The 24,307-nt window shown below is 47.6% G+C and carries 22 protein-coding genes; 18 read left to right on the top strand and 4 right to left on the bottom strand.

The annotated features are described in order from the left end of the window. From mshL to BLU87_RS03280, 12 genes are all read left to right on the top strand, one after another. Positions 1–1,707: a pilus (MSHA type) biogenesis protein MshL gene (gene mshL, locus BLU87_RS03335; protein ID WP_092344726.1), complete on the top strand. Its 1,707-nt coding sequence runs from the start codon at positions 1–3 to the stop codon at positions 1,705–1,707. A 17-nt stretch (positions 1,708–1,724) separates the two neighbouring features. Beyond that, complete coding sequence (locus BLU87_RS03330; RefSeq protein WP_092344724.1) at positions 1,725–2,636, top strand: ExeA family protein; 912 nt, start codon at positions 1,725–1,727, stop codon at positions 2,634–2,636. Further along, positions 2,633–4,012, top strand: coding sequence for a tetratricopeptide repeat protein (locus BLU87_RS03325; RefSeq protein WP_092344722.1), 1,380 nt, complete (start codon positions 2,633–2,635; stop codon positions 4,010–4,012). Before BLU87_RS03330 ends, BLU87_RS03325 begins: the two co-directional genes overlap by 4 nt. 22 nt (positions 4,013–4,034) lie before the next feature. Next, on the top strand, positions 4,035–5,834 hold the full coding sequence (locus BLU87_RS03320; RefSeq protein WP_092344720.1) for a GspE/PulE family protein: 1,800 nt from the start codon (positions 4,035–4,037) through the stop codon (positions 5,832–5,834). An 11-nt stretch (positions 5,835–5,845) separates the two neighbouring features. Next, positions 5,846–7,069 carry a type II secretion system F family protein gene (locus tag BLU87_RS03315; RefSeq protein ID WP_092344718.1) on the top strand — a complete coding sequence of 408 codons (1,224 nt, stop codon included), beginning with the start codon at positions 5,846–5,848 and terminating at the stop codon, positions 7,067–7,069. 79 nt (positions 7,070–7,148) lie between these two features. Continuing rightward, positions 7,149–7,697, top strand: coding sequence for a type II secretion system protein (locus tag BLU87_RS03310; protein ID WP_092344716.1), 549 nt, complete (start codon positions 7,149–7,151; stop codon positions 7,695–7,697). 70 nt (positions 7,698–7,767) lie between these two features. After that, on the top strand, positions 7,768–8,223 hold the full coding sequence (locus BLU87_RS17755; RefSeq protein ID WP_092344714.1) for a pilus assembly FimT family protein: 456 nt from the start codon (positions 7,768–7,770) through the stop codon (positions 8,221–8,223). Positions 8,224–8,337: 114 nt separating this feature from the next. After that, a complete protein-coding gene (locus BLU87_RS03300; RefSeq protein WP_092344712.1) occupies positions 8,338–8,799 on the top strand; it encodes a GspH/FimT family pseudopilin in 462 nt (153 codons plus the stop codon). Beyond that, positions 8,796–9,260, top strand: a complete 465-nt coding sequence (locus BLU87_RS03295; RefSeq protein ID WP_092344710.1) for a type IV pilus modification PilV family protein — start codon at positions 8,796–8,798, stop codon at positions 9,258–9,260. The genes BLU87_RS03300 and BLU87_RS03295 overlap by 4 nt, the downstream gene beginning before the upstream one ends. A gap of 7 nt (positions 9,261–9,267) precedes the next feature. Then, a complete protein-coding gene (locus BLU87_RS03290; protein ID WP_092345439.1) occupies positions 9,268–10,080 on the top strand; it encodes a type II secretion system protein in 813 nt (270 codons plus the stop codon). Beyond that, the gene (locus BLU87_RS03285; protein ID WP_092344708.1) at positions 10,077–10,475 is read left to right on the top strand and encodes a pilus assembly protein MshP; all 399 of its coding nucleotides are present in this window, start codon (positions 10,077–10,079) and stop codon (positions 10,473–10,475) included. Before BLU87_RS03290 ends, BLU87_RS03285 begins: the two co-directional genes overlap by 4 nt. Next, a complete protein-coding gene (locus tag BLU87_RS03280) occupies positions 10,472–14,128 on the top strand; it encodes a DUF6701 domain-containing protein (RefSeq protein ID WP_092344706.1) in 3,657 nt (1,218 codons plus the stop codon). The genes BLU87_RS03285 and BLU87_RS03280 overlap by 4 nt, the downstream gene beginning before the upstream one ends. A gap of 184 nt (positions 14,129–14,312) precedes the next feature. Here BLU87_RS03280 and scpC read toward each other — a convergent pair whose 3' ends face one another. Continuing rightward, a complete protein-coding gene (scpC, locus tag BLU87_RS03275) occupies positions 14,313–15,899 on the bottom strand; it encodes a succinyl-CoA:acetate CoA-transferase ScpC (protein WP_092344704.1) in 1,587 nt (528 codons plus the stop codon). Between the two features lie 341 nt (positions 15,900–16,240). Continuing rightward, a complete protein-coding gene (locus tag BLU87_RS03270) occupies positions 16,241–16,984 on the bottom strand; it encodes an outer membrane protein assembly factor BamD (RefSeq protein ID WP_175498253.1) in 744 nt (247 codons plus the stop codon). A 189-nt stretch (positions 16,985–17,173) separates the two neighbouring features. Between BLU87_RS03270 and crcB the strand changes: the two genes are divergently transcribed. Genes crcB through BLU87_RS03235 form a run of 6 tightly spaced genes read left to right on the top strand, consistent with a single transcriptional unit; the run spans position 17,174 to position 20,399 of the window. After that, positions 17,174–17,548 (top strand): fluoride efflux transporter CrcB, encoded by a 375-nt coding sequence (gene crcB / locus BLU87_RS03260; RefSeq protein WP_092344698.1) that lies wholly within the window; start codon positions 17,174–17,176, stop codon positions 17,546–17,548. Positions 17,549–17,581: 33 nt separating this feature from the next. After that, the gene (locus BLU87_RS03255) at positions 17,582–17,914 is read left to right on the top strand and encodes a DUF190 domain-containing protein (RefSeq protein ID WP_092344696.1); all 333 of its coding nucleotides are present in this window, start codon (positions 17,582–17,584) and stop codon (positions 17,912–17,914) included. An 11-nt stretch (positions 17,915–17,925) separates the two neighbouring features. Next, positions 17,926–18,369 carry a tellurite resistance TerB family protein gene (locus BLU87_RS03250; RefSeq protein WP_092344694.1) on the top strand — a complete coding sequence of 148 codons (444 nt, stop codon included), beginning with the start codon at positions 17,926–17,928 and terminating at the stop codon, positions 18,367–18,369. Then, positions 18,366–18,974, top strand: a complete 609-nt coding sequence (gene mnmM, locus BLU87_RS03245) for a tRNA 5-(aminomethyl)-2-thiouridylate-methyltransferase MnmM (protein WP_092344692.1) — start codon at positions 18,366–18,368, stop codon at positions 18,972–18,974. Before BLU87_RS03250 ends, mnmM begins: the two co-directional genes overlap by 4 nt. A gap of 22 nt (positions 18,975–18,996) precedes the next feature. Continuing rightward, complete coding sequence (locus tag BLU87_RS03240) at positions 18,997–19,806, top strand: MlaA family lipoprotein (protein WP_092344690.1); 810 nt, start codon at positions 18,997–18,999, stop codon at positions 19,804–19,806. A 2-nt stretch (positions 19,807–19,808) separates the two neighbouring features. Next, positions 19,809–20,399, top strand: a complete 591-nt coding sequence (locus BLU87_RS03235) for an MlaC/ttg2D family ABC transporter substrate-binding protein (RefSeq protein ID WP_092344688.1) — start codon at positions 19,809–19,811, stop codon at positions 20,397–20,399. Positions 20,400–20,530: 131 nt separating this feature from the next. On the opposite strand, the gene BLU87_RS03230 is transcribed toward BLU87_RS03235, so the two are convergent. Continuing rightward, the gene (locus tag BLU87_RS03230) at positions 20,531–20,950 is read right to left on the bottom strand and encodes a hypothetical protein (protein WP_092344686.1); all 420 of its coding nucleotides are present in this window, start codon (positions 20,948–20,950) and stop codon (positions 20,531–20,533) included. Positions 20,951–21,022: 72 nt separating this feature from the next. Beyond that, entirely contained in the window at positions 21,023–24,298 is a 3,276-nt protein-coding gene (locus BLU87_RS03225) for an efflux RND transporter permease subunit (protein WP_092344684.1), read from the bottom strand. Positions 24,299–24,307: the final 9 nt, after the last annotated feature.

Here is a 24,307-nt window from a genome sequence, read left to right as displayed (position 1 = left end):
ATGTTTTCATTCCACCGATGTCGGATAACGATTGCCGCCATGTTTTGTTTGCTGGTTTTTGCCGGCTGTGCACCTTCTCCACGGGGGGGATTGCCAATAGAGGCGATCAATCAGACGTTGGAAGAGCCTGGGACGCTGGAGGCCAAGCCAGAAGTCCCCCCCCTCCCTCCTGAAATCAGCTCAGCTTTGATTCCCGACGGGCAAATGCTGATGCCTAACGCTATGCAGGATGCCGTACGTTTTGATATTGCCGCAAGTCAGGTGGCCGCTCGTGATTTCTTTATGAGTTTGGTTGAAGGCAGTCCGATCAATATGGTTGTTCATCCCGATGTTGCTGGTGAGATAAGTGTCGATCTGAAAAATACAACGATTGAGGAAGTTCTTCAGGTCATTCATAACGTCTATGGTTATCCCTATTTTCAGACCGGTAATATTTATCAGGTGATGCCGGCAGGATTGCAGACGCAAACGTTTCAAGTTAACTATCTCAATCTGGTCCGTTCTGGGATGTCACAGACCCGTGTAAGTTCCGGGCAGGTGACTCAATCCAATGACTCTGATACGGATGACAATAATAACAACAGCAATAATGGATCGACTTCTGGCAGCCAGATTGACACTGAATCAACGGCCGATTTCTGGACGGAACTGCGCGGTGCAATTCAGAACTTGGTCGGCAGTGAAGATGGCCGAAAGGTTGTCGTCCAACCTCAAGCAAGTGTTGTCGCTGTTGTTGCCATGCCTGATGAATTGCGCTTGGTTGGAGAATATCTCAAGACGATCCAGAACAATCTGCAACGCCAGGTTGTTATTGAAGCTAAAGTTATAGAAGTAAGTCTCTCCGACGGTTTTCAGAGTGGCATCAATTGGGCCGTACTCGGAGAACCTGGTAGCGGCAAGAGTATCCTTGCGGGACAAACCGGTGGTGGTAGTGTGTTTGATAGTGGTTATTCTGAAAGCGAAGGGAATAGTGGCAATCTAACTCCGGGGGATGTGTTGCAGGATGGATTGGACTCACTTTCCTTTGGTGGTGTTTTCAGCCTTGCTTTAAATTTTAATGATTTTCAGGGTTTTGTCGAGATGTTGGAGAGCCAGGGGGATGTTCAGGTTTTATCCAGCCCGCGGATTTCAACCATCAATAATCAGAAAGCAGTGATTAAGGTTGGTTCTGATGAATATTTTGTCACCGATATCTCCAGTGACACCAACACCGGGACGACAACAACCAGTTCCAATGATATCACTTTGACCCCGTTTTTTTCTGGGATTGCCCTTGATGTGACCCCGCAGATTGATGCCCAAGGCAGGATTACCCTGCACATCCACCCAACTGTCAGTGAAGTTGTCGATCAAAACAAGCAAATTAATGCATTTGGGGTGAATCAAAGCATTCCTGTGGCCTACAGTACTATCCGTGAATCCGACAGTGTCGTTTATGCAAACAGCGGCCAATTAGTTGTCATTGGTGGCTTAATGAAGGACAACACTGAAAAGGAGGAATCTGGGGTTCCTCTGTTGAGCGATATTCCGGGAGTTGGAGCACTCTTTCGCCATACCAAGTCGGTTTCACGTAAAAGCGAGTTGGTGATTCTGCTTCGTCCTCAGGTAATCGTCAGTCCCGATGACTGGCAACGCAGTTTGGATGTATCAAGGCAAAGGGTTAACCAGATCTCTCCTAAGTTTCAGCAGAACTGGCGGCAATTTTAGTCCAACAGGACAACTGTATGTATGAACAGTTCTATGGTCTCAAAGAGAAACCTTTTTCTCTGACGCCGGATACGGAATACTTTTACCGTTATAGCGGTCATCAAGAAGCATTGAATGTGTTGTTGATAGCCCTACGTAACGGTGAAGGGTTTGTCCATGTCAGCGGCGAGGTTGGTACCGGGAAGACCCTCCTTTGTCGTCAGTTGTTGAAGTTGTTACAAGAAGATTGCGCTATCGCTTATCTGCCGAATCCGTTATTGACCCCATTGGAACTCTACCAGGCCATCACTCATGATCTTCAACTTGATCTTCCTGAAGAGGCCTCTTTACAGCAACTCTGTCAGGGGATTTTTGCCGAGTTGGTGCGATTGAGAAAAATGCAGCGGCCGTTGGTGGTTCTCATTGACGAAGCACAGGCGATGCCACATCGAAGTTTAGAAGCGTTACGTCTGTTAAGCAATTTAGAGACAGAAAAAGAAAAATTATTGCATATCTTCTTCTTTGCACAGCCTGAATTTGAACAGCGACTCGCTGAAGATAACTTGCGTCAACTCAGACAACGGATCACATTTTCCTACACTTTGACAACTTTGCATCCGCAGGAATTATCAGCTTACCTTGATCATCGCCTTCAGATTGCCGGGTTTGATGGTCAAAGTTTATTCACTCCCGGAGCTGTCAGATTGTTGCATCGAGCCAGTTATGGTGTCCCTCGAATGATTAATCTGCTCGCCCATAAGTCGATGTTAGCTGGTTATGGAAAAGGGGTCAGGAGGATTGACCGCAAGATTGTCCTCCGTGCAGTCAAGGATACAACCCGGGAATTGAAATCCTCTCCTTGGAGGATATTCAGACCTTATTCTTGGGAGATCAATCTGATTATGGTGGTCGTTGCTGTAACCCTGCTTGCCTGGAGGGCGTTGCAATGAGTTTGATTAATGAGATGCTGCGCGATTTAGACCGGCGTAAGCAGCAGGAGAAACAGGCTCAAACTCCTCATCAAGATCCAGTGACGGTGAGTGAGAAGCTTTTCTCCCTGAAACCGCGACTGGTTTGCAGCGGGGCGTTATTTTTAGGTGTGCTGATCTGGATAGCAGTGACCTCTCTCTCTGCTATTGTACCCAGGGCTCCTGTTTCTCAGCAGGAGTTGATCCCGTCTCCAGTTGTCCCAGCGGTGATTTCTGAAAAGAGAACTGTTCCCTCGACTCTTGAGGCTGAAATAGACCAACAACAGCTGTTAGCTACAACTATTGCTGTTGATAACGGTTCGGGGATTGTTGTAGACCCAGAGACAGAGCTTCTTGGCCTTGACGTCGTCGAGGCTGATGGTGCCGTGCAATTGAATCTCTATTTTGGCAAGCTTCCAGAATATCGTTTATTGCAGAATGGTTTGGGGGTGGCGCAACTGGTTCTGAGTTTTAATAACCTTCAGATTGGTGCAGATTTTGAAATTCCACCATTGACCGGGACGATCCTGCAACGTATCAGCTTGCTGCCGCAAAAAGAGGTCTGGCAGCTTTTGGTTGATTTGAACTCCGGTGCTCAGGTTCAAAGTGTGCAATTGGTGAATGATTTAACCCAGGGATATCTCTTGCTGATTGATATTATTGGGCCTCGCGAGATCGCTGAAAAGCCACAAATACAGACCCCAGCGCCACCAGTAGAACCAGCCGTCGAAAGCGTGCCGAACCACAGCACGTTAGCAGCAAAATCGAAAGTCAGTAAAAACAAGAATATTCTCAGCCCGGATCAGCAGGCTTACACCCTCGGTCTAGAAAAGCTGGGAAATCAGGAGTGGACGTCGGCCGTGGGTTACTTTAACCAGGCTCTCAGTCTTAATCCGGCGTTGTTGGATGCTCGCCTTCGCCTTGTTGGGGTGTTGCAGCAGCGCCAACAGTTGGACGAGGCCGAGGAAGTTTTGCAGCAAGGGCTTCAGCTGACCCCGGAGAATCCAGCTTTACGCAAGTTATACGCCCGCTTATTGATGAATGGTCAACGCTATTCTGAAGCGATCACTCTGCTCCAGTCAAAGCCTGCGCCGCTGATCGATCAAGATTTGGAATATCATGCGTTATTGGCAGCGCTGTTGCAGGAGACAAAACAGTTTTTTGCCGCCCGTCAGCTCTATCGTCAGTTATTGCAAGTCCGCCCGCAAGCAGCGCTCTGGTGGATGGGATTGGCCATTTCTGAGGAGCAGTTGGGGCAAATGACGCAAGCCCGCAGTGCGTATCAACGAGCCTTGAGTTTACCTGGCTTACGACCAGAATTAGAAAATTATATTCAAAGCCGCTTGCAGGCTTTATAGGACGTGAAGATGAGGAGCAATAATGGCCACTGAACAAGTGAGAGCCCCCCGGCAAAAAATCCGCATCGGGGATCTATTGGTCAAAAATGGGATTATTACTAACGAGCAGTTGATGAGCGCCCTGGCAACGCAGAAAAAAACCGGGGGAAAGCTTGGAAACACGTTGATTGAGTTAGGGCTTGTGACCTCACACCAGTTCCATGAATTTCTGGCTAACCAGATGGGGCTGCCGTTTATTGACCTCAAACATTATAACTATAAACCTGAAGTGGTCAGGTTATTGCCGGAAACAGCTGCCCGTCGATTTCGGGCGATGGTGCTTGGGGAAGATGAAGATCGTTTGTTGGTCGGAGTTGCTGATCCGACCGATATTTATGCCTATGATGAACTGGCCAAAAAACTCAAGCGGCCGATGAATTTAGCTGTTGTCTATGAGTCTGAACTTCTGAAAGCTCTGGATACTGTTTATCGCCGGACTCAGGAAATTGTCACCATTGCCGAAGAGCTTGGAGAGGAACTCTCTCAGGGCGATTCAAATCTGGAGCAGTTGCTTGCTGAAACAGATGTTGAGGATGCTCCGGTTGTCCGGCTGTTGAAATCCTTGTTTGAAGATGCGGTTCAGATTGGCGCTTCTGATATCCACATTGAACCTGATGAAAAAGTATTACGAATCCGGCAGCGGGTTGATGGTGTTTTACATGAACAAATAATGAAGGAAAAACGGATCGCAGCAGCTTTGGTTTCACGCTTGAAACTGGTGTGTGGGTTAGATATCTCGGAACGGAGATTGCCTCAGGATGGCCGTTTTAATGTCCGGGTGAAAGGTCGTAGCGTTGATATTCGCCTCTCCACCATGCCTCTGCAGTATGGTGAGTCAGTGGTTATGCGTCTGCTCGATCAATCCAGCGGAATACTCCAACTCGAACATGTCGGCATGCCACCAGCACTCCTTAAATGTTTTCGTCGGCAACTGCATCGTCCCCACGGTCTGGTTCTGGTGACAGGACCGACTGGTAGCGGTAAAACCACGACCTTGTATGGTGCGTTGAACGAACTTAATAGTGACGAAAAGAAGATTATTACTGTCGAAGATCCGGTTGAATATCGCTTGCCCCGGATTAATCAGGTGCAGGTGTATCCGAAGATAGGGCTCGATTTTGCACGGGTACTGCGTGCCGGGTTGCGACAGGATCCAGATATTGTCATGGTCGGTGAGATGCGCGACAAGGAGACCAGTGATATCGCCTTGCGGGCAGCAATGACAGGCCATCTTGTCCTTTCGACATTGCATACCAATGATGCTGTCAGTACCGCATTGCGTTTGATTGAGATGGGGGCCGAAGGCTATGTCGTGGCCAGTTCACTCCGGGCGGTTCTTGCTCAACGACTGGTGCGCAAAATTTGTGATAACTGCCATTGCGCTGATCCTCTTGAGACCAATACAAAAAGTTGGCTCCGTAGCTACAAGGGGCGGATTAATCGCCCCCTTGAAGGGGCCGATTTCAAGAAGGGGAGAGGTTGCCCTGCTTGTAACAATACCGGTTACAGCGGCCGGATCGGAATTTTTGAACTTCTGGAAATCAACTTTGATCTAGCCGATGCTCTACGGCGAAATGATAGCGCTGCATTTGCGACTTTGGCAAACCAATTACCAAGTTTTGTCAGCCTGTCGGACAGCGCCTTATTGTTGGCTTTGGAGGGGATCACAAGTATGGATGAAGTGTTACGTGTCTCCGGTCAGATTGATGAGAGTTTGATTTTGGCGCCAGAGCCAACATCGCCGCAGTCTGTCGAACAAACGCCTAAACCCGATAGAAGCTGATGGAATAAATAATGCCATTGTTTCAGTATAAAGCCAGAGATGCTGAAGGGAACTTGTTGGAAGGGCAGACGGAAGCCTCCTCTGCTGAGAGTCTCGCCAGTCAGTTTCAAGCAAGTATGATTGTCCCAATCAGCATCATTTCCATTGATCAAAAAGAAACATTCGATCTCAGTGGTTATCTACCCTTTCGGCGAAAAACCAAAGTACGCTTGGATGACCTCATCCTTTTTTGTCGGCAAATGTACACTCTAAATTCATCGGGAGTGCCGTTGATCAGAGCTTTGCGTGGGCTGGTTGAGACATCGCGCAATCCAACTCTGGGAGAGGCCCTCGGTACGGTCGTGGATGATTTAGAATCGGGGATGGAACTCTCTGGCGCGTTTAGCCGTCATTCGGATGTTTTTCCGGCCCTCTTATGTCGGATGGTTCAGGTTGGAGAAGTGACGGGGAAGCTCGATGAGGTTTTCATCCAGCTCGCTGTATATTTTGAGCGTGAAAAAGATACCATCAATAAAGTTAAATCCGCGCTTCGATACCCCTCGTTTGTGTTGACCGCTATTGCTATCGCGATCGTCTTTATCAGCCTGTTTGTGATACCGGCATTCGAAAAAGTTTTTGCTAGCGCTGGAGCCGAATTACCATTACCGACGAGGATACTGATGGGAATTTCAGCTTTTATGCAAAACTACTGGTATTTGCTGCTTGCCCTTTTCATCCTTCTACTTATCGCTGTTAAGCAAGGATTGAAGACCGAAAAGGGGCGTTATCTCTGGGACCGCTATAAGCTGAAAATCCCATTGGTTGGCGATATTATCCTGCGTTCGACCTTGGTCCGTTTTTCGCGGAGCTTCAATATGAGCTATACCGCTGGAATACCGTTGTCACAGGCTCTGGGTTTTACTGCTCGGGCGGTCGACAATGCTTATGTCGGGGAGAAGATTGAAGCTATCCGTAATGGCGTAGAGCGTGGTGATACTTTAACCCGCAGTGCCACCCAAACCGGTATGTTTACCTCGTTGGTTTTGCAGATGCTGGCGGTCGGTGAAGAGTCAGGCTCTGTCGATGTGATGTTGGAAGATGTGGCGGAATTTTATGAACGTGAAGTGGATTATGATCTGAAAAATCTTTCCAGCGCCATCGAACCCATCATGATTGTGGTCATCGGTGGAATGGTCTTGGTATTGGCGTTGGGTGTCTTCTTGCCGATGTGGAATCTGGCCAGTATCGCTCGTTAGGAGTTAAGTCGTTGTAATTTGCAGACCTGCGAGAATATTAAGGCTTGATTAATTAATGAAACTAGGGAATACTTTATAAGTGAACATTAATGCTTGTTCGAATAATGCCAAGGTGAAGCAGCGTGGTTTCACTTTTTTAGAACTGGTTATTGTTATAACCGTGATCAGTGTTCTTGGGTTTGTCGCCCTCAACCGTTATTATCAGCTCCTTGTCGATGTCGAACGGACATCCATGGAACATGATCTCGGCGTTATGCGCAGTGCCATCAGCATGCAAGTTGCTGGACATTATGTCGCTGGTAATATGACCGGGTTAAAAAAACTGGTCGACAGTAACCCGATGGAACTATTATCTGAAAAACCGAATAACTACCTTGGTGTGATCAGCCATTACAGGATTGAAGACATCGAAAAGGGGAGTTGGTTCTACGACAGCAAAGAGCAAGCGTTGATTTATATGGTAAGAAATCAACTCTATTTTGTCACCGAGTTAAGCGAACCAGCACGGGCAAGATTTAAGATTTATCCGGTTTATTCCGATAGGCTAAAGGGTGGAGAAACAAAGTATATCTCTGGATTAACCCTGAAAGAGGAAGAGCCCTATCGTTGGCTTAAGCCTTGGGGATGATTAAAAGTACAGCAATATAATTTAACGATTTCACGGTAATAGAAATCACCAAACCAAAAGGAGCTTTAAAATGAAAAATCAAAATGGTTTTACCTTGATCGAACTGGTCGTTGTTATTGTTATTTTGGGAATTTTGGCAGCGGTTGCGGTGCCTAAGTTTGTAGATATGCAGGTTGATGCTCGGGAATCAGCTGTAGCTGGACTCGGAGGTGCTATACAATCTGCCACGGCGCTGGCACATGCACAAGCGTTGGTTAAGGGGGCTGATGTGACTGCTGCGTCAGGTCAAACTGTCGATATGGAAGGGACTTCAATCGCTCTTGTTTACGGCTACCCTGCCGCTGCTGCAGCAGGAACTGCAGGTAGTATTGAATCTGCTGTTGCGTTAAGTGGATTCTCTTATGACGCTGGTACTTTTACACTGGATGATGCGCCTGATGGTGCAACTGGATGTGATGTGACCTATGTTGAAGCCACAGACACAACCGCCGCAACTGTAACTATAGATATAACTGATTGTGAATAATGACTATTAGAAAGAATTTTGTTGTGTCGCCAGTTGTTTGGCTTCTTTTCAATCTAAATGGGGCCTTTAGGCCCCATTTTTGTTCAGGTGGTTGTTGTATGCCAATAGTAAGTGATGAATAAAAGTTATTTTGCACAATGGTACAATAAAGGCTTTACCTTAGTTGAGCTTGTTGTCATCCTTCTCCTTCTGGGAATTTTGTCAGCAGTTGCGTTGCCTAAGTTTTTCAACCTGAGTGGCTATCAAGATCGAGCTGCCTACGATGAACTGGTAGACGCTGTGCGCTATGCGCAAAAACTAGCGGTGGCCAGTGGCTGTGACGTTCAGGTGGATATCTCTGCTAACAGTTATGCCCTACAACAACATGCAACCAATTGCACCACTGGGGCATTCGCAACAATTACCAGCCATCCCTTCACCAGTAATGTTATTAAAAATGTCAATCTTCTTGCCACCCCTGGCCGCTTTATTTTCGATGCGATGGGACGTAGTGATAGTGATGTATCGGTTGTAATCAACGGTGGCAGTTACAGCTTTAATGTGGTGGCTGAAACCGGCTATGTGGATGCCCCATGAAAAATTTAGAAGGTAGTAAAAAAGATCAGGGATTCACCCTGATTGAGTTGATTGTTGCCATGGTGGTGATCTCTGTTGCCTTGGTCGGGGTGATGTCGGTGATGAATTACACCACCCTCCATTCCGCTGATCCAGTGCTGAGGCACCAGGCAATCGCCATTGCTGAAGCCTATATGGAAGAGATTAGTCTGCAGAATTTTAACGACCCGGACACTGATGGTGAAGGGAGCCGTCTCCTCTACGATGATGTCGATGATTACGATGGCTTAGCTGATGACGGAGCGGTTGATCAAAATGGTCACCCAATCGTCGGACTTGATCGCTATTTAGTTCACGTGAGTGTTCAACCACAAAACTATGGACCAGCAGGTTTAGAAGTCCCAGGGCTAAGGATTGATATTACGGTCACGGATCCAGCAGGAGAGAGTTTGCTCCTGACTGGCTATCGTGCAGATTACTGAGGGCGGTATGCAGTCACCCCATCGAATAACCTCTGCGACTGGATTTACCCTGATAGAATTGATCGTTGTTATGGTCATCGTTGGGATTCTTGCGGCTCTCGGTGGGCGGTTTATTGTTGCACCCGTCAGCGGATATATGGATCTTGCCCGGAGAACCCGTTTGGTGGATCAGGCGGAGATGTCTTTGCGCAGGATGCAACGCGATATTCGCCATGCGTTACCGAACAGTATCCGTATCGATGGAACCGGACAGTATCTGGAGATGTTGAATAGCGTGGCTGGTGGACGTTACCGTCGTTATCCCGATCCGGTAACTGGGGGCGATATCTTAGATTTTACTGCGGCTGATGCTGGTTTTGATGTGTTGGGGAGCTTAAGTCTGACTCCTGTAGCCAATGACAGTTTGGTTGTCTACAATGTCTCTTCTACGGGGATCGTTGGCAACGCCTATGATCCTCTCTCTGCCAACCGGACTGTGGTTGGCGCAGGAAGCACAGCGACACATATCAACATGATCCCCAACTATAATTTTGCCAATTCATCCCCCTATCAGCGTTTTTTTATTGTTGATCAACCGGTCACCTATGCTTGTGAAGGGGGCGTCTTGAACCGCTACGATGGTTATCCGATTGCGACAGTGCAAGCAACACCGCCCAGCAGTGACGCGGACCTTGTGGCGCGGAATATTGCCGGATGTCAGTTCAGTTATGATCCCGGTGCCAGCCAGAGAGCAGGGTTGGTAACTTTGCAATTGTCGTTATCAGAGGTCGGTGAAACCATAACTCTGCTGCATCAGGTTCATGTAGTGAATGTGCCATGAAGAATTTATCATTTTCAAAAAAACAATCTGGATTTACTCTGGTGCAAGCCATTTTTATCCTTGTGGTTTTATCGCTGCTGGGGCTGGTGATGGTGCGGATGATCGGGGTACAAAGTTCTACCAGTGTCTTTGCCCTGCAAGGAGCCAGAGCCTATCAGGCTGCGCGCAGTGGGCTGGAATGGGGGGCAGCGCGAGCCAAAGCTGGTGAATCATGTAATGGGACGCTGGATTTGGATAGTTTTAATGTCAATGTTCTTTGTTCCAGTCAACCCTTTACCGAAGGTTCTATCGGTCCATATGATGTGTATCATATCAATGCGACGGCAACATTTGGCAGTTATGGTTCGCCTGATTTTATTTCGCGTAGGGTGCAGATGAAGGTTGGTTTTCCATGAGCTATTTTTCAATAGCCGTCAAACTAAAAAGGTTGAAGTATGGGGGAATATTGCTTCTGGTGGTGTTGTTCCATCTCTATATGGTATCAGACTCTGCCGGGCTGAGCTGTTCAACTATTTTTGGTAGTGCGTTACAAAATACTTCCAACAGTGGTCATATTGTCATCGGATGGAATGGGCAGGTCTTGAATGATCCGGATAACCGGTTGGAGAGCGCATACGCAATTACATATAACTCTTATGGTCTTGAAACCTGCGGAGATGTTGATTGTATTGAAACCGGAGTTCCTGCTGATGCGGTTACGCTTCCCTCCTTTTTAACTGCAACCGAACCCAAGGTGGATGTTAACATTCCTTATGCTGCGGGCACTGGTGCTTATACCTTGTCAGCTCAGTCTTATGGGGTCCTCAGATCGAATGGTAATGGGACAACGATAACCGATGCTGGAGACCACACAACCTACTATATCGATGAGTTGATTCTCGATTATCAGGATAGCTTGGTTTTGAGGGGCGGAAGCAGTTATTGGGTTGGATCGCTTTCTTCGGCAACTCAAGTGGAGATTCGTGTTGAGGGCAGTGGAACAGCGCGTTTGTATATTCAATCTGCTGTAACTTTTCCGTGGAATATGTCAATTAATACTGGCGGAAGTGTCGAGAATTTATTGATCGTCGCCTATAACGATGTGCAGTATGAGATTCAAAATGTTGATACTCAATTTCTGTTGTACAGTGCCGGGAATGTCAGTTTAACGAATAACTCCCACTTCAATGGTGCCATTGCTGCTGACAACGATATCGTATTATTGTCTAGCAATTCTGTTGTTTCCTACTCTCCATCAGGTGTCGATAATCTTGATGGTGGTTCTTTTTGTGAGGCCGAACCTGAATTGCAATGTTTTAACGATGATTTTAACCGGACAGACCTTGAGAGTAATTGGGCTGTTTCAAATAGCCTCGGATCTTTTGGTAATCCCCGGATCGTCAATGGCCGGTTACGAATGACCGATTCCTCCAATAGTGTGTCAACCGCTGCATCTTTACTGCGTTTGTTTCCTGGGGCTGGAAATAAAATGGTCTATGAGTTTGACCATTACGCTTACGGCGGGAGTGGCGCTGATGGTATGGCGGTGGTGTTCTCAGATGCAGCGATTACTCCAATCCCAGGGGGCTATGGCGGCTCTCTCGGCTATGCACAACGATGTGGAATCAGCGGTTTTGCGGGGGGATGGTTAGGGCTCGGTATTGATGAATTCGGGAATTTTCGCAACGATGGTGAATGTCGCGGCGACGGTGGTTCTCCCTCCGCTCGAGTGCTTGATTCGGTCGCTGTCCGTGGATCTGGATCCGGGCAGACTGGATATTTGTTGCATGGTGAGAGCGGGGCGCTTACCCCTCCGATTGATGACTCTGGTAGTTCGACCCCGGAATATGGTCATCATTATCGGGTGACAATCGATCATGAAGATAATCTCCATGCCTATGTTTCGGTCGAGAGAGATGTTGGCTCAGGTTATGAAACGATTATCCCGGTCTATGATGCATTGGTTCAAGCAGGGCAGGCTGCGGTCCCCGAAAACTGGTTGATCTCCATGACGGGTTCGACCGGTGGTTCGCGTAACATCCATGAGATTGACAACCTCCAAGTGTGTGCAACTTCCATGCTGCCATACAACAGTATCCACCATTACCGCTTCTATCATGATGGCTCAGCGCTGACCTGTTCGCCCGAAAATATACGGGTGAGGGCTTGCCTGGATGCCGACTGTACTGTTGAGTTTGCCGGTAATGTTCAGGCCACGTTGTCTCCATCAGAATGGGTTGGTGGCAATGCACAGACATTCCTCAGTGGTGACATTTTACAGCTCTGGCACACTTCTGCAGAAACTGCCACGTTAGGAATTGTTGGCGACAGAGCAGAATTTCTGGCTGAAAACTTGCCGCGATGTTTTGTCGGGGCAACGGAACAATCTGACTGTTCTTTGGAATTTCATGACTCAGGATTTATTTTTGATGTCCCGGACCATATCGCAGATATAACGCAAACGGTCACTCTTTCAGCTGTGCGTAAAGATCTCACTTCTGAACAATGTGTCCCTGGTTTTCAAGACGTGAGCAAAAATGTATCCTTCTGGTCGGAATACTTGAACCCAGAGAGTGGTAGTTACCAAATAGAAATAAATAATATCCCTATGACTTTACCTTCACCAGGGACTAGTTATAGCCTGTTCTTTGACAGTAACGGAGTAGCCGAGATCGAAGTTTCTTATGCCGATGTTGGAGAGATGAGTTTAAACGCATATTATCTGGGCAGTGGTGATGATGCCGGCCTGGTGATGACCGGAGTAGACTCTTTTATCACCCGGCCAGATCATTTTCAGGTGACGGTGCCGGGTAATCCAGGCGCGACGTCAGCTGTCGGTGGAATCTTTACCACAGCTGGAGAAATTTTCTCTGTCGAAGTCTCAGCGCGAAATGCCAGCGGTAATGTGACCCCGAACTATGGACAAGAAGCTGTTGCTGAATCGGTACAGTTGGCCCAGAATCTAGAGGCCCCGGATGGACAGCATAACCCTCCTTTGGTGGGAAGCTTCGATCTGTTCGGAACCAATTGCGAGGGAGAGATTGCGCACGGTTATGTTTGTGGGAAATTCAGTTGGAATGAGGCCGGGATTATAACGGTATTACCGTCTGTGGCAGATGGCAGTTATCTCGGCAGCGGAAATACTTCCGGTTCTCTTTCTGGCTTTATTGGCCGCTTTATCCCGGATCGCTTTGCTGTTTCAGCCAATATCCCCCAGTTAGGGCATGGTTGCAACGCGGGCAATTATACGTATTTGGGGCAAGAATTTGGTTTTCTGGTTGACCCTGTCCTGACAGTTACCGCCCTTGGAATAAATGGCGGGACTCTATTGAACTATGGAGGGGACTTCTGGCGCTATTCGGCTTTGTTGAGCAGCCGTGACTATAGCCATTCTGGTACTGAACTATTTACTGTCAACCTTTCAACGACGGGAACAAGCAGTTTGTCGGGCACAACAGATTACGACGGCAGTGGCACCGTACAAATAAGTGGCGATCAATTGACGTATAGCAAGCCTATTGCGGCTGTAGAGCCATTTACTACACGGGTAGACCTTAGCTTACTCTCTAGTGATCTGCAGGATGCTGATGGTGTCTGCTATGAACCCGATAATGACGGTGTTTGTCATAGCTATACTCTTGGGGCAATTCTTGGGGGAGAACAGCGCTATGGACAAATGCGCTTACAGAACGCTTATGGGCCGGAAACTCTCCCGCTAGCAGTTCCCGTTGTGACCGAATACTTTGATGGTAGCAGTTTTGTTCTAAACACTGCGGATAGCTGTACCCCTTATCATGCAACCATGCTGTTACCTGTATCTCCAATCTCTATTGGCGCTGGTGAAACATCGGCTACCGGAGGTGGTACTTTGGTTTTTGGCAGTGGCAGCGGATTGAGCTTGAGCGCCCCAGGTGATGGTAATGGTGGCAGTATTGATCTGGAATATGACTTAGATGCTGCCGGTCTGGAATGGCTCAAAATTGGTAGTGACAATCCAACTGCGGAAGTGACATTTGGCATCTTCAAAGGAAATTCACACTTAATCTACATGCGGGAGTCTGTCTGGTAAATTTTTGATGGAGGACTGCTGAGATTGCCGAGTAGCTTTAGAACAATTTTGTTGTTGAAAACTGCAAAAGGGATTCGGACTCTTTCTCTGCTTCTCTTCTCTTTTGCACTGATGTTTCTTCGATTAAAAAAAGCCCCGCCGGAAAATCCGGCGGGGCTTTTTGATGAACATTATCGAGACTCGACTATTCGCAAAGATCGACTTTTATATCCCAGTTTTTGATCCGCATGGTGCCGTTTTCAGCAAGATTCTGCTGCATTTTGAAGGCACGGTCAAACATTTGTGGTTCGTGACCTACGCCGCGTTCCAGGCAATGTTTAGAAGACATCTGCAGATAGTCATTAAGGATCGGCTTGTATTCTGGATGGCCGCATTTTTCGATGATCAGTTTAGCGCGCTCTTTAGGTGCGACGCCACGCAAGTCAGCCAGACCTTGCTCAGTGACCAGAACATCAAGATCATGCTCAGTATGGTCAATGTGTGGCGCTTTTGGCACGACACAGGTGATGCCATGTGGGTCGGTCTTGCTTGGGCGAGTTGAAGGGCTGTGCATAATCTTCAAGTAGCCGTTCCGCAGGAAGTCACCGGAACCACCCAGACCGTTAATCATCCGGGTACCACCAACAAGAGTTGAGTTGGCATGGGCATAAATATCAAACTCTACTGGAGTGTTCATGGCGATACAACCGAGACGACGGATCGGCTCAGGGGCATTAGAGATTGACAGTGGACGCAGTACACATTTGCCAAAATACTTATCCCAATTATCGAAGAAACGTGGGAAGCCGGGGTCTTCTGACAAAGAGAGTGAGCAGGCTGAAGCAAAGTTCAATTTGCCCGAATCAAAGAAGTCGAGCATAGTATCTTGTAGCACCTCGGTGTAAACGCTCAGGTTCGTGAAGGGACCATTGGCAAGTCCACCAACAACAGCATTGGCGATAGAACCAACCCCTGATTGGAGAGGCAGAAGATTCTCTGGCAAGCGACCTTTCTTGACTTCATGGGCGAAGAACTCCATAAGGTGCCCGGCGATAGCGTCAGAAGTATCATCCTGGCCGGCAAACGCACGCCCTTTATCACGATACTTTGAATCCACAACAGCGATGATCTTGTCTGGATCGCATGGGACATACGGGGTGCCGATGCGGGTGTGAGCTTCGGTAATCAGGAACGGTGCCCGATGTGGTGGCTTCTGTTGCATGTGAATATCATGCAGGCCTTCGAAGGATGGTTGCCCGGTGTTGACTTCGATTATAATCTTGTCGCACAGGTTGATGGCTTCTGCAACGATACCGCAGGAGGATGTCAACGCCAGCCCACAATCTTCAGTGATGGCTGAAACTTCGATGATGCCGATATCATAACGACCATTTTCGGTATAGAAACCATAACTGATATCCTGAGCAAAGAGACCCAGATGCTTGTCGCCCATCCGGATACGGCCAGTATTGATCCCTTTGGCAATGTTTTTACCTGTTTGGTAAGGCCAACGACGATCAATCATGTCGAGGGTTGCCCACCGATCCTCTGTTTCGGCACCAACAGAGGCACCGGCAAAGAGATTAAACTTCAATTTTCCTTGAAGGTTATTGGCTTCGACGTGATCTGCCAAAGCAATTGGGATTGCCTTTGGATACCCAGCAGGGGTAAAGCCAGACCAGAGTAGATTTTGACCAGTTTTAAAGAACTTGATGCAGTCAGTTGCTGACATGGTTTTGCTGAGCAATGACTTACGGCGAACGCGATCTTCAAGGGTTCCGAACTCGGACATTCTCTCTCCTCCTATAAAAAGGACAATGATGCTTAAGCACCGGTTGAAAATGCTGCTAAAACAGCGCTATGTTGTTAAACTTTGTATCTAGTTAGTTGATAAATAAAGAAAAAGTATCGTGATATGCTTTCCACTCTCGCTTTTATGATGATGTTGCTTTCACCAAAAAGAGAACAGCGTTTCTTATATACGCTGAGCTCTATCAAGTCAAGTGGAAATATGAATACAAGGATTTAATTATCATTTCTGGTATGTCTGAGATTGGCACAAAAAAACCGGAATCAATGAAATAGAAATTGATTCCGGTGGCATTTTAAAATGGCTTATAATTTGGGTTTCGGTTATTTCTCAGCGAATAACTCTTGCGCATCCTCGACAAAATCACTCCCTGAAAATTCCGTAAGCAGTTTATCGTATATTATCTGTGCCTTATCCCGTTGTTCCGTGATGAGATAGGCTTTGAGCAGGTAGAAATAAGCTTCATCACGATAATAATAGTCAGGGAAGGTCTCCAGGATTCCTTCGAGGCGCTTAATCGCAGGTTGGTATTGTTTGCGTTTTAAATAAAACTGTCCAACATAAACTTCATGCTCCGCCAAGCGGGTGCGACAACGTTGGATGAGATTTCGAGCTTCTTGAGCATGGGGATCGTTGGGAAATTGTGTTATCAACTTTTGAAAACTTTTCATGGCATTTTTGGTGCTGGTTTGATCCCGGTCCGGAGAGAGGATTTGCTGATAATAGCTAAGCCCCATCCGATAGTGAATCATTGCAGAGCGAAAATCACTGGGATGTTGTTTTAAAAAATCTTGATAAGCAAGTGCTGCTTCTTCATACCGTTCTGACACGTAGTAGGCTTCGGCAATCTTTAATTCTGCGAGCATGCTAAGCTCAGGGGAGTAGAAAGTGTCCCGAACTTTTTCCCAAGAAGCTATCGCATCATCAATCAGGTTGCTTTCAAAGTTCTTTTCGCCTTCCCGAAAATATTTTTCCGCTGAGTTTTCGGGTTTAGCTTTAGAGCCCCCACATGCAGCCAAGAGTAGGCAGATCAGGAACGGGATTAGCCATTTATATACTTGTTTCATGATGAACATTCCTCTGAGGTAGTCGTTGATGCGAAGAAGCTACGGAATATGGTCGCATTTGTCAATCTATCTTACGTAATTATGCTGGTTGGAGATCTGCACACAGGAGCTCATATGTTGATTGACATTGGTTATTTACTACCCGATAATGTTCAGGTTTTATCGGCATCTTGTTGACTGGGACTTTATATGCAGTTGTTTTACATCGGTATCTTCGGCGGGTTGGGCTGCATGGCACGCTATCTGGCTTCGAGCTGGACATATCAACTCTGTGGCCGCAGTTTGCCATATGGGACATTATTCGTTAATGTTGTCGGCTCGTTCCTCCTTGCTCTGTTGATGACCTTCGGTCTGCGCAGCGCTTTTTTTTCTCCAGAAATACGGGTTGGTTTGACGGTTGGCTTCATGGGTGGATTTACAACTTTTTCAACTTTTTCTTATGAAACCCTCCGATTGTTAGAAGATGGCAGTTTCTGGCAGGCAGGGGTGAATATTTCATTGAATATCGTTGTCTGTTTACTGTTTGCACTTTTGGGTGTTTTTGTCGCTCGTCAATTGACTTGATTCTCATTTTTTAGAATTATTAGAGGTCAAATTATGCAGAGTTTAGATGGTGAACAAACCCTGATGCGAATCTTTATTGGTGAAGCGGATCGGCATCAGAATAAGCCCCTATATGAAGTCCTATTGGAGTTCTTGCAAACAGAAGGGTTTGCTGGTGCCACGGTTTTAAGAGGTATCGCAGGGTTTGGCGCGAATTCAGTTCTACATACCGACCGACTGCTCTGCCTATCTCAAGACCTACCGCTGGTCATCGAAGTCGTTGACAGCGAAGAGAAAATAGAGAGTATTATTCCCCATTTGAATGACATGTTACAGGGGGGGATGATTACCCTTGAAAAAGCGCGTGTCATTTATTACAAAAAATGAATGGAAGTTAGATGTTAAAGAGACTTATACAAGCTTTTGCGACACCAACAAATCAGGTCGAATCTCCAGCAGCAGAGCGTATTCCGTTGGCAGCAGCGGTGCTGCTGCTTGAAGTTGCAAATACGGATGGTGAATTTCATCCAGACGAACAAGCGTTGCTGGGAGAGCTATTAAAAGAACACTTTGCGGTATCGCAAGAATCACTCGATGGGCTATTGAAATTAGCTGAAGAAACGCGTCACTCCAGCCGTGATTTACATCAATTTACGCGTGAAATTAACAAAGGATTTACCCAGGTGGAAAAAGAACGCATCATCGAAGCTCTGTGGCAATTGGTTTATGTTGACGGGCGTTTAGATTGCTACGAAGACGCTCTCATGAGGCAATTAGGTTCATTGATTGGTTTATCTCACCGACAACTGATCGAAGCCAAGTTGAGAGTTACAAGAAGTTGAAGCGTGCTTTAGTCCGGATGGTCGATTGGACTCACGAGCTTCTCTCTGAAGTTGTTCAGGCGGGAGATCTTGCGGTCGATTTGACCGCTGGGACTGGTCAGGACACCTTGGCGTTGTATAAAATGGTTGGATCTGCGGGGCAGGTTATTGCTTTTGATATTCAACCTCAGGCGATAGCGGTCACCGGTGAGCGACTGACTGCCGCTGGCGCTCGAGTCCGGTTTCAACAGCAGGATAATTGTCCCTTACCATGTGAGCCGGGAGTGGATCTGCTGCAGATAAGCCATGTCGAAATCTCCAAAGCGCTTCCGAAATCTCCAAAAGGAATTATCGCCAATTTGGGCTACTTTCCTGGCGGCAAAAAGGAACTGGTCACTCGTCCTGAATCAACGCTTCTTGCCCTGCAGCAATCGTGTTTCTTGCTCGCTGTTGGTGGCCGCCTTGCTTTGGCTGTTTACCCAGGCTATCCCGGTGGTGCGGAGGAAGGGGCAGCAGTGGATACATTTTTAGCTGAATTGGATGATTCTATCTTTCATGTTTTACAGATGAAAGTGAGTAATCGACTCCAGGCACCATTTTTGTTTATCGTGGAAAAGCGGATTTAGCCTTGATCGGGGGAATTCTTTAATGTTGAAACGTCTCTTTATTCTCTGTTTTTTTGTCAGCCTTTTTGGTGTGAGCATCGTTGGGGCCGACGACTTTGATGCCGCATTCGGTGATGAGTTCTCTGATGCTCCAGTTGTGACCGAAAGGTTGATTGCCGATCCTTTGCAGCCTTTAAATCGCGGCACGTTCTGGGTCAATGATAAGCTCTATTTCTACCTGTTTAAACCCATCGCCAGAGGATATCGTCAGGTCACACCAAGACCAGCCAGGGTCTCAGTTGGAAACTTTTTTGCAAATCTAGCGACACCTATTCGGGCAGGAAATGCGCTGCTACAATTCAAGTTTCGGGATTTTGGAACCGAAACCTACCGCTTTGTTATCAACTCAACCTTTGGCATCCTCGGATTGTTTGATCCGGCAGAATCTGTCGGGGGTGTGAAAAAAACGGTTGAAGACTTTGGCCAGACGTTGGGTTTCTATGGTGTCGGACATGGGTTTTATCTGGTATTGCCGATTGTCGGGCCATCCAGCTTGCGTGATGCCACCGGAGTCTTTGTCGATTCTTATGCTGACCCCCTCAGGTATTCTCACTTGAAGACGTCTGAACAGATGGGATTCAAGATGTTAGATGCCGAGAATCGGTTATCCCTTGACCGGGAAACCTATGAGGGGATTGTTCACGATTCTCTAGACCCCTACCTGTTTATCCGTGCTGCCTATGCGCAGCGCCGTCTGGCGCAGGTGGGAGAAGATACGTATAATGTCAATATCTTTAAAGGACCGTTGTTTGACAGTGATCTTTTAAATCCCTTTGATTGGATTGGATTTTAGTGATGAAAAAAATAATACTATTCTGTGGTTTGTTGATTCTCCTTTGTTCTGCTTCATGTTTTGCTTTGCCGCAGCCACAGGCTCGGGTGAAGCAAATGGTCGATACGGTTCTCAATGTGTTACAGCAGCCGGACCTGAGTGCAACAGAAAAAAGGGCTCAGATCAGTGGCCAGGTGCAGGAGTACCTGAATATCGCATCCATGGCTCGGCGGACTCTCGGTTCCTATTGGGATGGTGCAAGCGCAGAGCAACAGCAACGTTTTTCAGATTTGTTTGTCAAGATTCTTGAAGGCACCTATCTGAGTCGCATTGATGACTATTCCACTGGGACGGTTCAGTACCTGAAGCAAAGAGTTAAGGATGATAAAGCTATTATTGATACCGTGATCGTTGCAAAAGAACTGGAAATTCCCGTTCAGTACAAAATGATTTATGTCGACAATGTTTGGCAGGTTTTTGATCTGGTCATAGAAGGGGTGAGTCTGGTTAAAAATTATCGTTCCAGTTACGGTGAAATTATCCGTCAGGAAGGATATGAAGGGTTGCTGGCTCTCATGGTTGAAAAAGTCCAGGCCATGGAATCATCCATGTGAAGATGTGGTTTACTTAGTGATGATGAGATGATGGTTCCCGTTGCTTGAGTCTATGGCCTTGTGCCAAGGCTAATTGACCCCGGAGCAGAGTATTCACTGCCCTCACTCCGGGGGATAGCAATTTTAAAGGTCTATTGATTAACGTAATTGAAATTAAAGCTGCGTTTTTGACCGTCAGATAGTTTTGTACCAATGGTGAACTTGTAGTTCCCTTTCTGCTCTAATTTGACTCCAGAATTGAACATGTTGTCGCTCATCATCATCATTTGTGGGTTGCTGATTTTCTGGTCTGGGGACTCGACTTTGACTGCACATTGCCCTTCGTTTATCAGCGCACCGCTTTTAACATCTGTGAACATGACCATCAACATCCGTCCCATGCCGTCCTTCATATCCATGAGATGAGCTGCGGCCTTTACACCTTCGACCTCATCATCTTGCAACATAATGACTCCCCCCATGTCCATGCTGCTATGATCCATGCTTTTCATTGCCATGGCGTTTAGAGAAACGGACAGGGCCAGTAGTGCTAGAATAATCATTTTTTTCATTTGTATCTCCTTGTTGGTTGTGGGCCTTTAACCCATTTATGTTCTAAGCGTTCAATATTGTTTACGGTTGCTTCATGCCACCTGATTGGGCTCCTTGCGTATTGGCCGGTCAATATAAGTATCAATCTCTTCTATTCCTTCGGTTGAAGTTGGATTCATGTCTTTGTTCAGCTTGATTCCACGCCAGAGAAAGTAGATAACCGGGAAGACCAGTAATTCCATCATTCCCGAAGTCACAACGCCACCGATCATTGGTGCCGCAATGCGCTTCATAACGTCGGCCCCGGCCCCGTGGCTCCACATAATCGGTACAAGTCCAGCGATGATCACTGCGATGGTCATGACTTTTGGTCGGATGCGCTTAACCGCGCCATGATGAATCGCCTGAACCAAATCGCCACGCGTCTCCATTCGTCCTCTATCACTCCACAGCTTATAAGCCAGGTCGAGATACAGCAGCATGACGACACCTGTTTCTGCTGAGATCCCGGCTAAAGCGATGACACCGACCCAGACTGCAATCGAACTGTTATAGCCGAGGAACCAGAGGAACCAGAAACAACCGACCAGAGATAGCGGTACGGCAATAAAGATGATGCCGGTTTTGATCAGGGACTTGGTACTCAAATAAAGGATGACAAAAATCACCATGATCGTGAGTGGAATCACCAACTGCAGTCGCTGATTCGCCTCTTGCATATATTCGTACTCTCCACTCCACACCAGATTGTAGCCCGGTGGCATCTTGACCTGCGCTGCAACTGACTCCTGCGCGCTCCTGACAAAGCGGCCGATATCGCTGCTAGTCATGTCGACGTATACCCATGCTGTTCGGCGTGCATTTTCACTTTTTATCCCTGGTGGGCCTTTTTTTATGCTTATTTTTGCAACCTGCCCGATTGGGATACGAGCCCCTTGTGGGGTGGTAATCAGAATACGCTTGAGCTCTGACAGGTTGTTGCGGTAGTCGCGTGCATAGCGGAGATTTACCGGGTAGCGCTTTAACCCTTCAACGGTTTGGGTGACGTTCATCCCCCCGATCGCGGTCTGGATGACGTCCTGGATATCGCCAACCGTTAAGCCGTAGCGTGCAGCGGCCAATCGATCGATCTCGTAATCGAGATAGTTGCCGCCGACGACCCGCTCGGAAAACGCTGAAAGGGTTCCCGGAACTTTGCGCATCACCGCTTCAACCTCTTCACCCAGACGGTTTAAGATCTCCAGATCATCCCCCATGATTTTGATACCAACGGGTGTTTTGATCCCAGTCGAGAGCATATCAATCCTGGTTTTGATCGGCATGGTCCAGGCATTCGTCAGGCCTGGAAAATGGATTGCTTTGTCCAGTTCAGCTTTTAGACCTTCGACACTGATCGTTGTCTCCTCAGGCCAGACCAGACGCAACGGGTTCTTCAACCAGTCAAAAGGTTCACTCCATGTCGAATAGAAGCGCTCAACCTTGACTTTACGCCAACTTTTCTCGGGCTTGAGCATAATGGTTGTTTCGAGCATGGATAAAGGGGCTGGGTCGGTCGCGGTTTCGGCGCGGCCGACTTTGCCGAAGACATGTTCGACCTCAGGAAAACTTTTGATAATTCGATCTGTTTGCTGCAGAATCTCACGTGCTTTACTAATCGATACCCCCGGAAGTGTCGTTGGCATGTAGAGCAGATCACCTTCGTAGAGTGGTGGCATGAATTCCGAGCCGATCTGATGCAATGGTATGGCAATTGAGACAGTCAATAGTACCGCTGAAATCAGGACCAACTTGCGCCACTTGAGAACAAAATCCACCACCGGATGGTAGATTCGGATCAGCATTCGATTGATCGGATTGGCTGTTTCAGAAGGAATGCGACCACGGATTAACCACCCCATCAACACTGGAACCAGAGTGATCGCGAGAAGGGCCGCAGCTCCCATGGCGTAGGTCTTGGTATAGGCAAGCGGTTTGAACATGCGCCCTGATTGCCCGGTCAGGGTGAAGACCGGAACAAAAGAGACGGTGATGATTAATAGCGAATAGAAGAGTGATGGCCCGACCTCTTTAGAGGCTTTGAGGATAACATCCCAGTGTGCTTCGTCAGGACTTTTGTGTTCTAAGTGCTTATGTGCGTTTTCAATCATGATGATGGCAGCGTCAATCATTGCGCCGATCGCGATAGCAATGCCACCAAGACTCATGATATTGGCGTTGATTCCTTGGGCGTACATGATCATGAAGGCAACCAGAATTGCGACCGGCAGGGTGAAGATCGCCACCAAGGCGCTGCGCATGTGAAAAAGGAACAGTAGGGTGACGATTGCAACGACGATGCTCTCTTCAAGTAATTTTTCTTTGAGAGTATCAACTGCGCGCGTGATCAGACCGCTGCGGTCATAGACCGACTTGATTGTGACGCCTTCCGGGAGTCCGGCCTGGAGTTGTTTGAGCTTCAGTTTGACATTTTCGATTGTCTTCAGGGCGTTTTCGCCGTAACGCATGATGATGACGCCACCGACGGTTTCTCCCTCGCCATCGAGTTCGGCGAGCCCACGGCGCAGTTCGGGACCAATCTCGACGTTAGCGACGTCCTTGACCAGAATTGGCGTGCCACGCTTGTCGGTTGCAACCACAGCTTCTTCGAGGTCGGCTGCCGATTTGATGTAGCCCAGTCCGCGCACCATGAATTCGGTTTCAGCCATTTCGATCAGACGGCCACCGACGTCATTGTTGCTGCGTTTAATCGCTGTACGGAGTTGTGAAAGTGAGATGGCATATGCTGCCAAGCGGTTCGGGTCAACCTTGACCTGATATTGTTTGACATGTCCACCAATGCTCGCAACTTCAGAGACACCATCAACAGATGTCAACTCATAACGTAGATACCAGTCCTGAATGGAACGCAGTTGCTGTAGGTCGTGATTTTCGCTCTCCAACACGTATTCGTAGACCCAGCCAACCCCCGTAGCATCAGGTCCGAGGCTCGGAGTAACTCCTGTGGGCAACTTGCCCGCAGCGTAATTCAAGTATTCGAGTACCCGAGAGCGTGCCCAGTACATATCGGTGCCGTCTTCAAAGATGATATAGACAAAGGAGAGACCAAAAAAAGAATACCCGCGTACGGTTTTGGCATAGGGAACCGCCAACATCTGTGTGGTCAGCGGATAGGTGACTTGGTCCTCGACCACCTGTGGTGCCTGACCCGGATATTCGGTGAAGACGATAACCTGAACATCAGAGAGGTCTGGGATCGCATCGAGCGGCGTATTTATGATGGCATAGAGACCACCGATGACCAGAAAGACTGTCGCCAGGATGACAAGAAATTTATTGCGAATCGAGAGGGTGATAATCTTTTCCAACATTTTGATATC

Origin of the sequence: Desulfuromusa kysingii (assembly GCF_900107645.1) — a bacterium.
Lineage (GTDB): Bacteria > Desulfobacterota > Desulfuromonadia > Desulfuromonadales > Geopsychrobacteraceae > Desulfuromusa > Desulfuromusa kysingii.
This window is presented reverse-complemented; position numbering and strand designations above follow the sequence as displayed.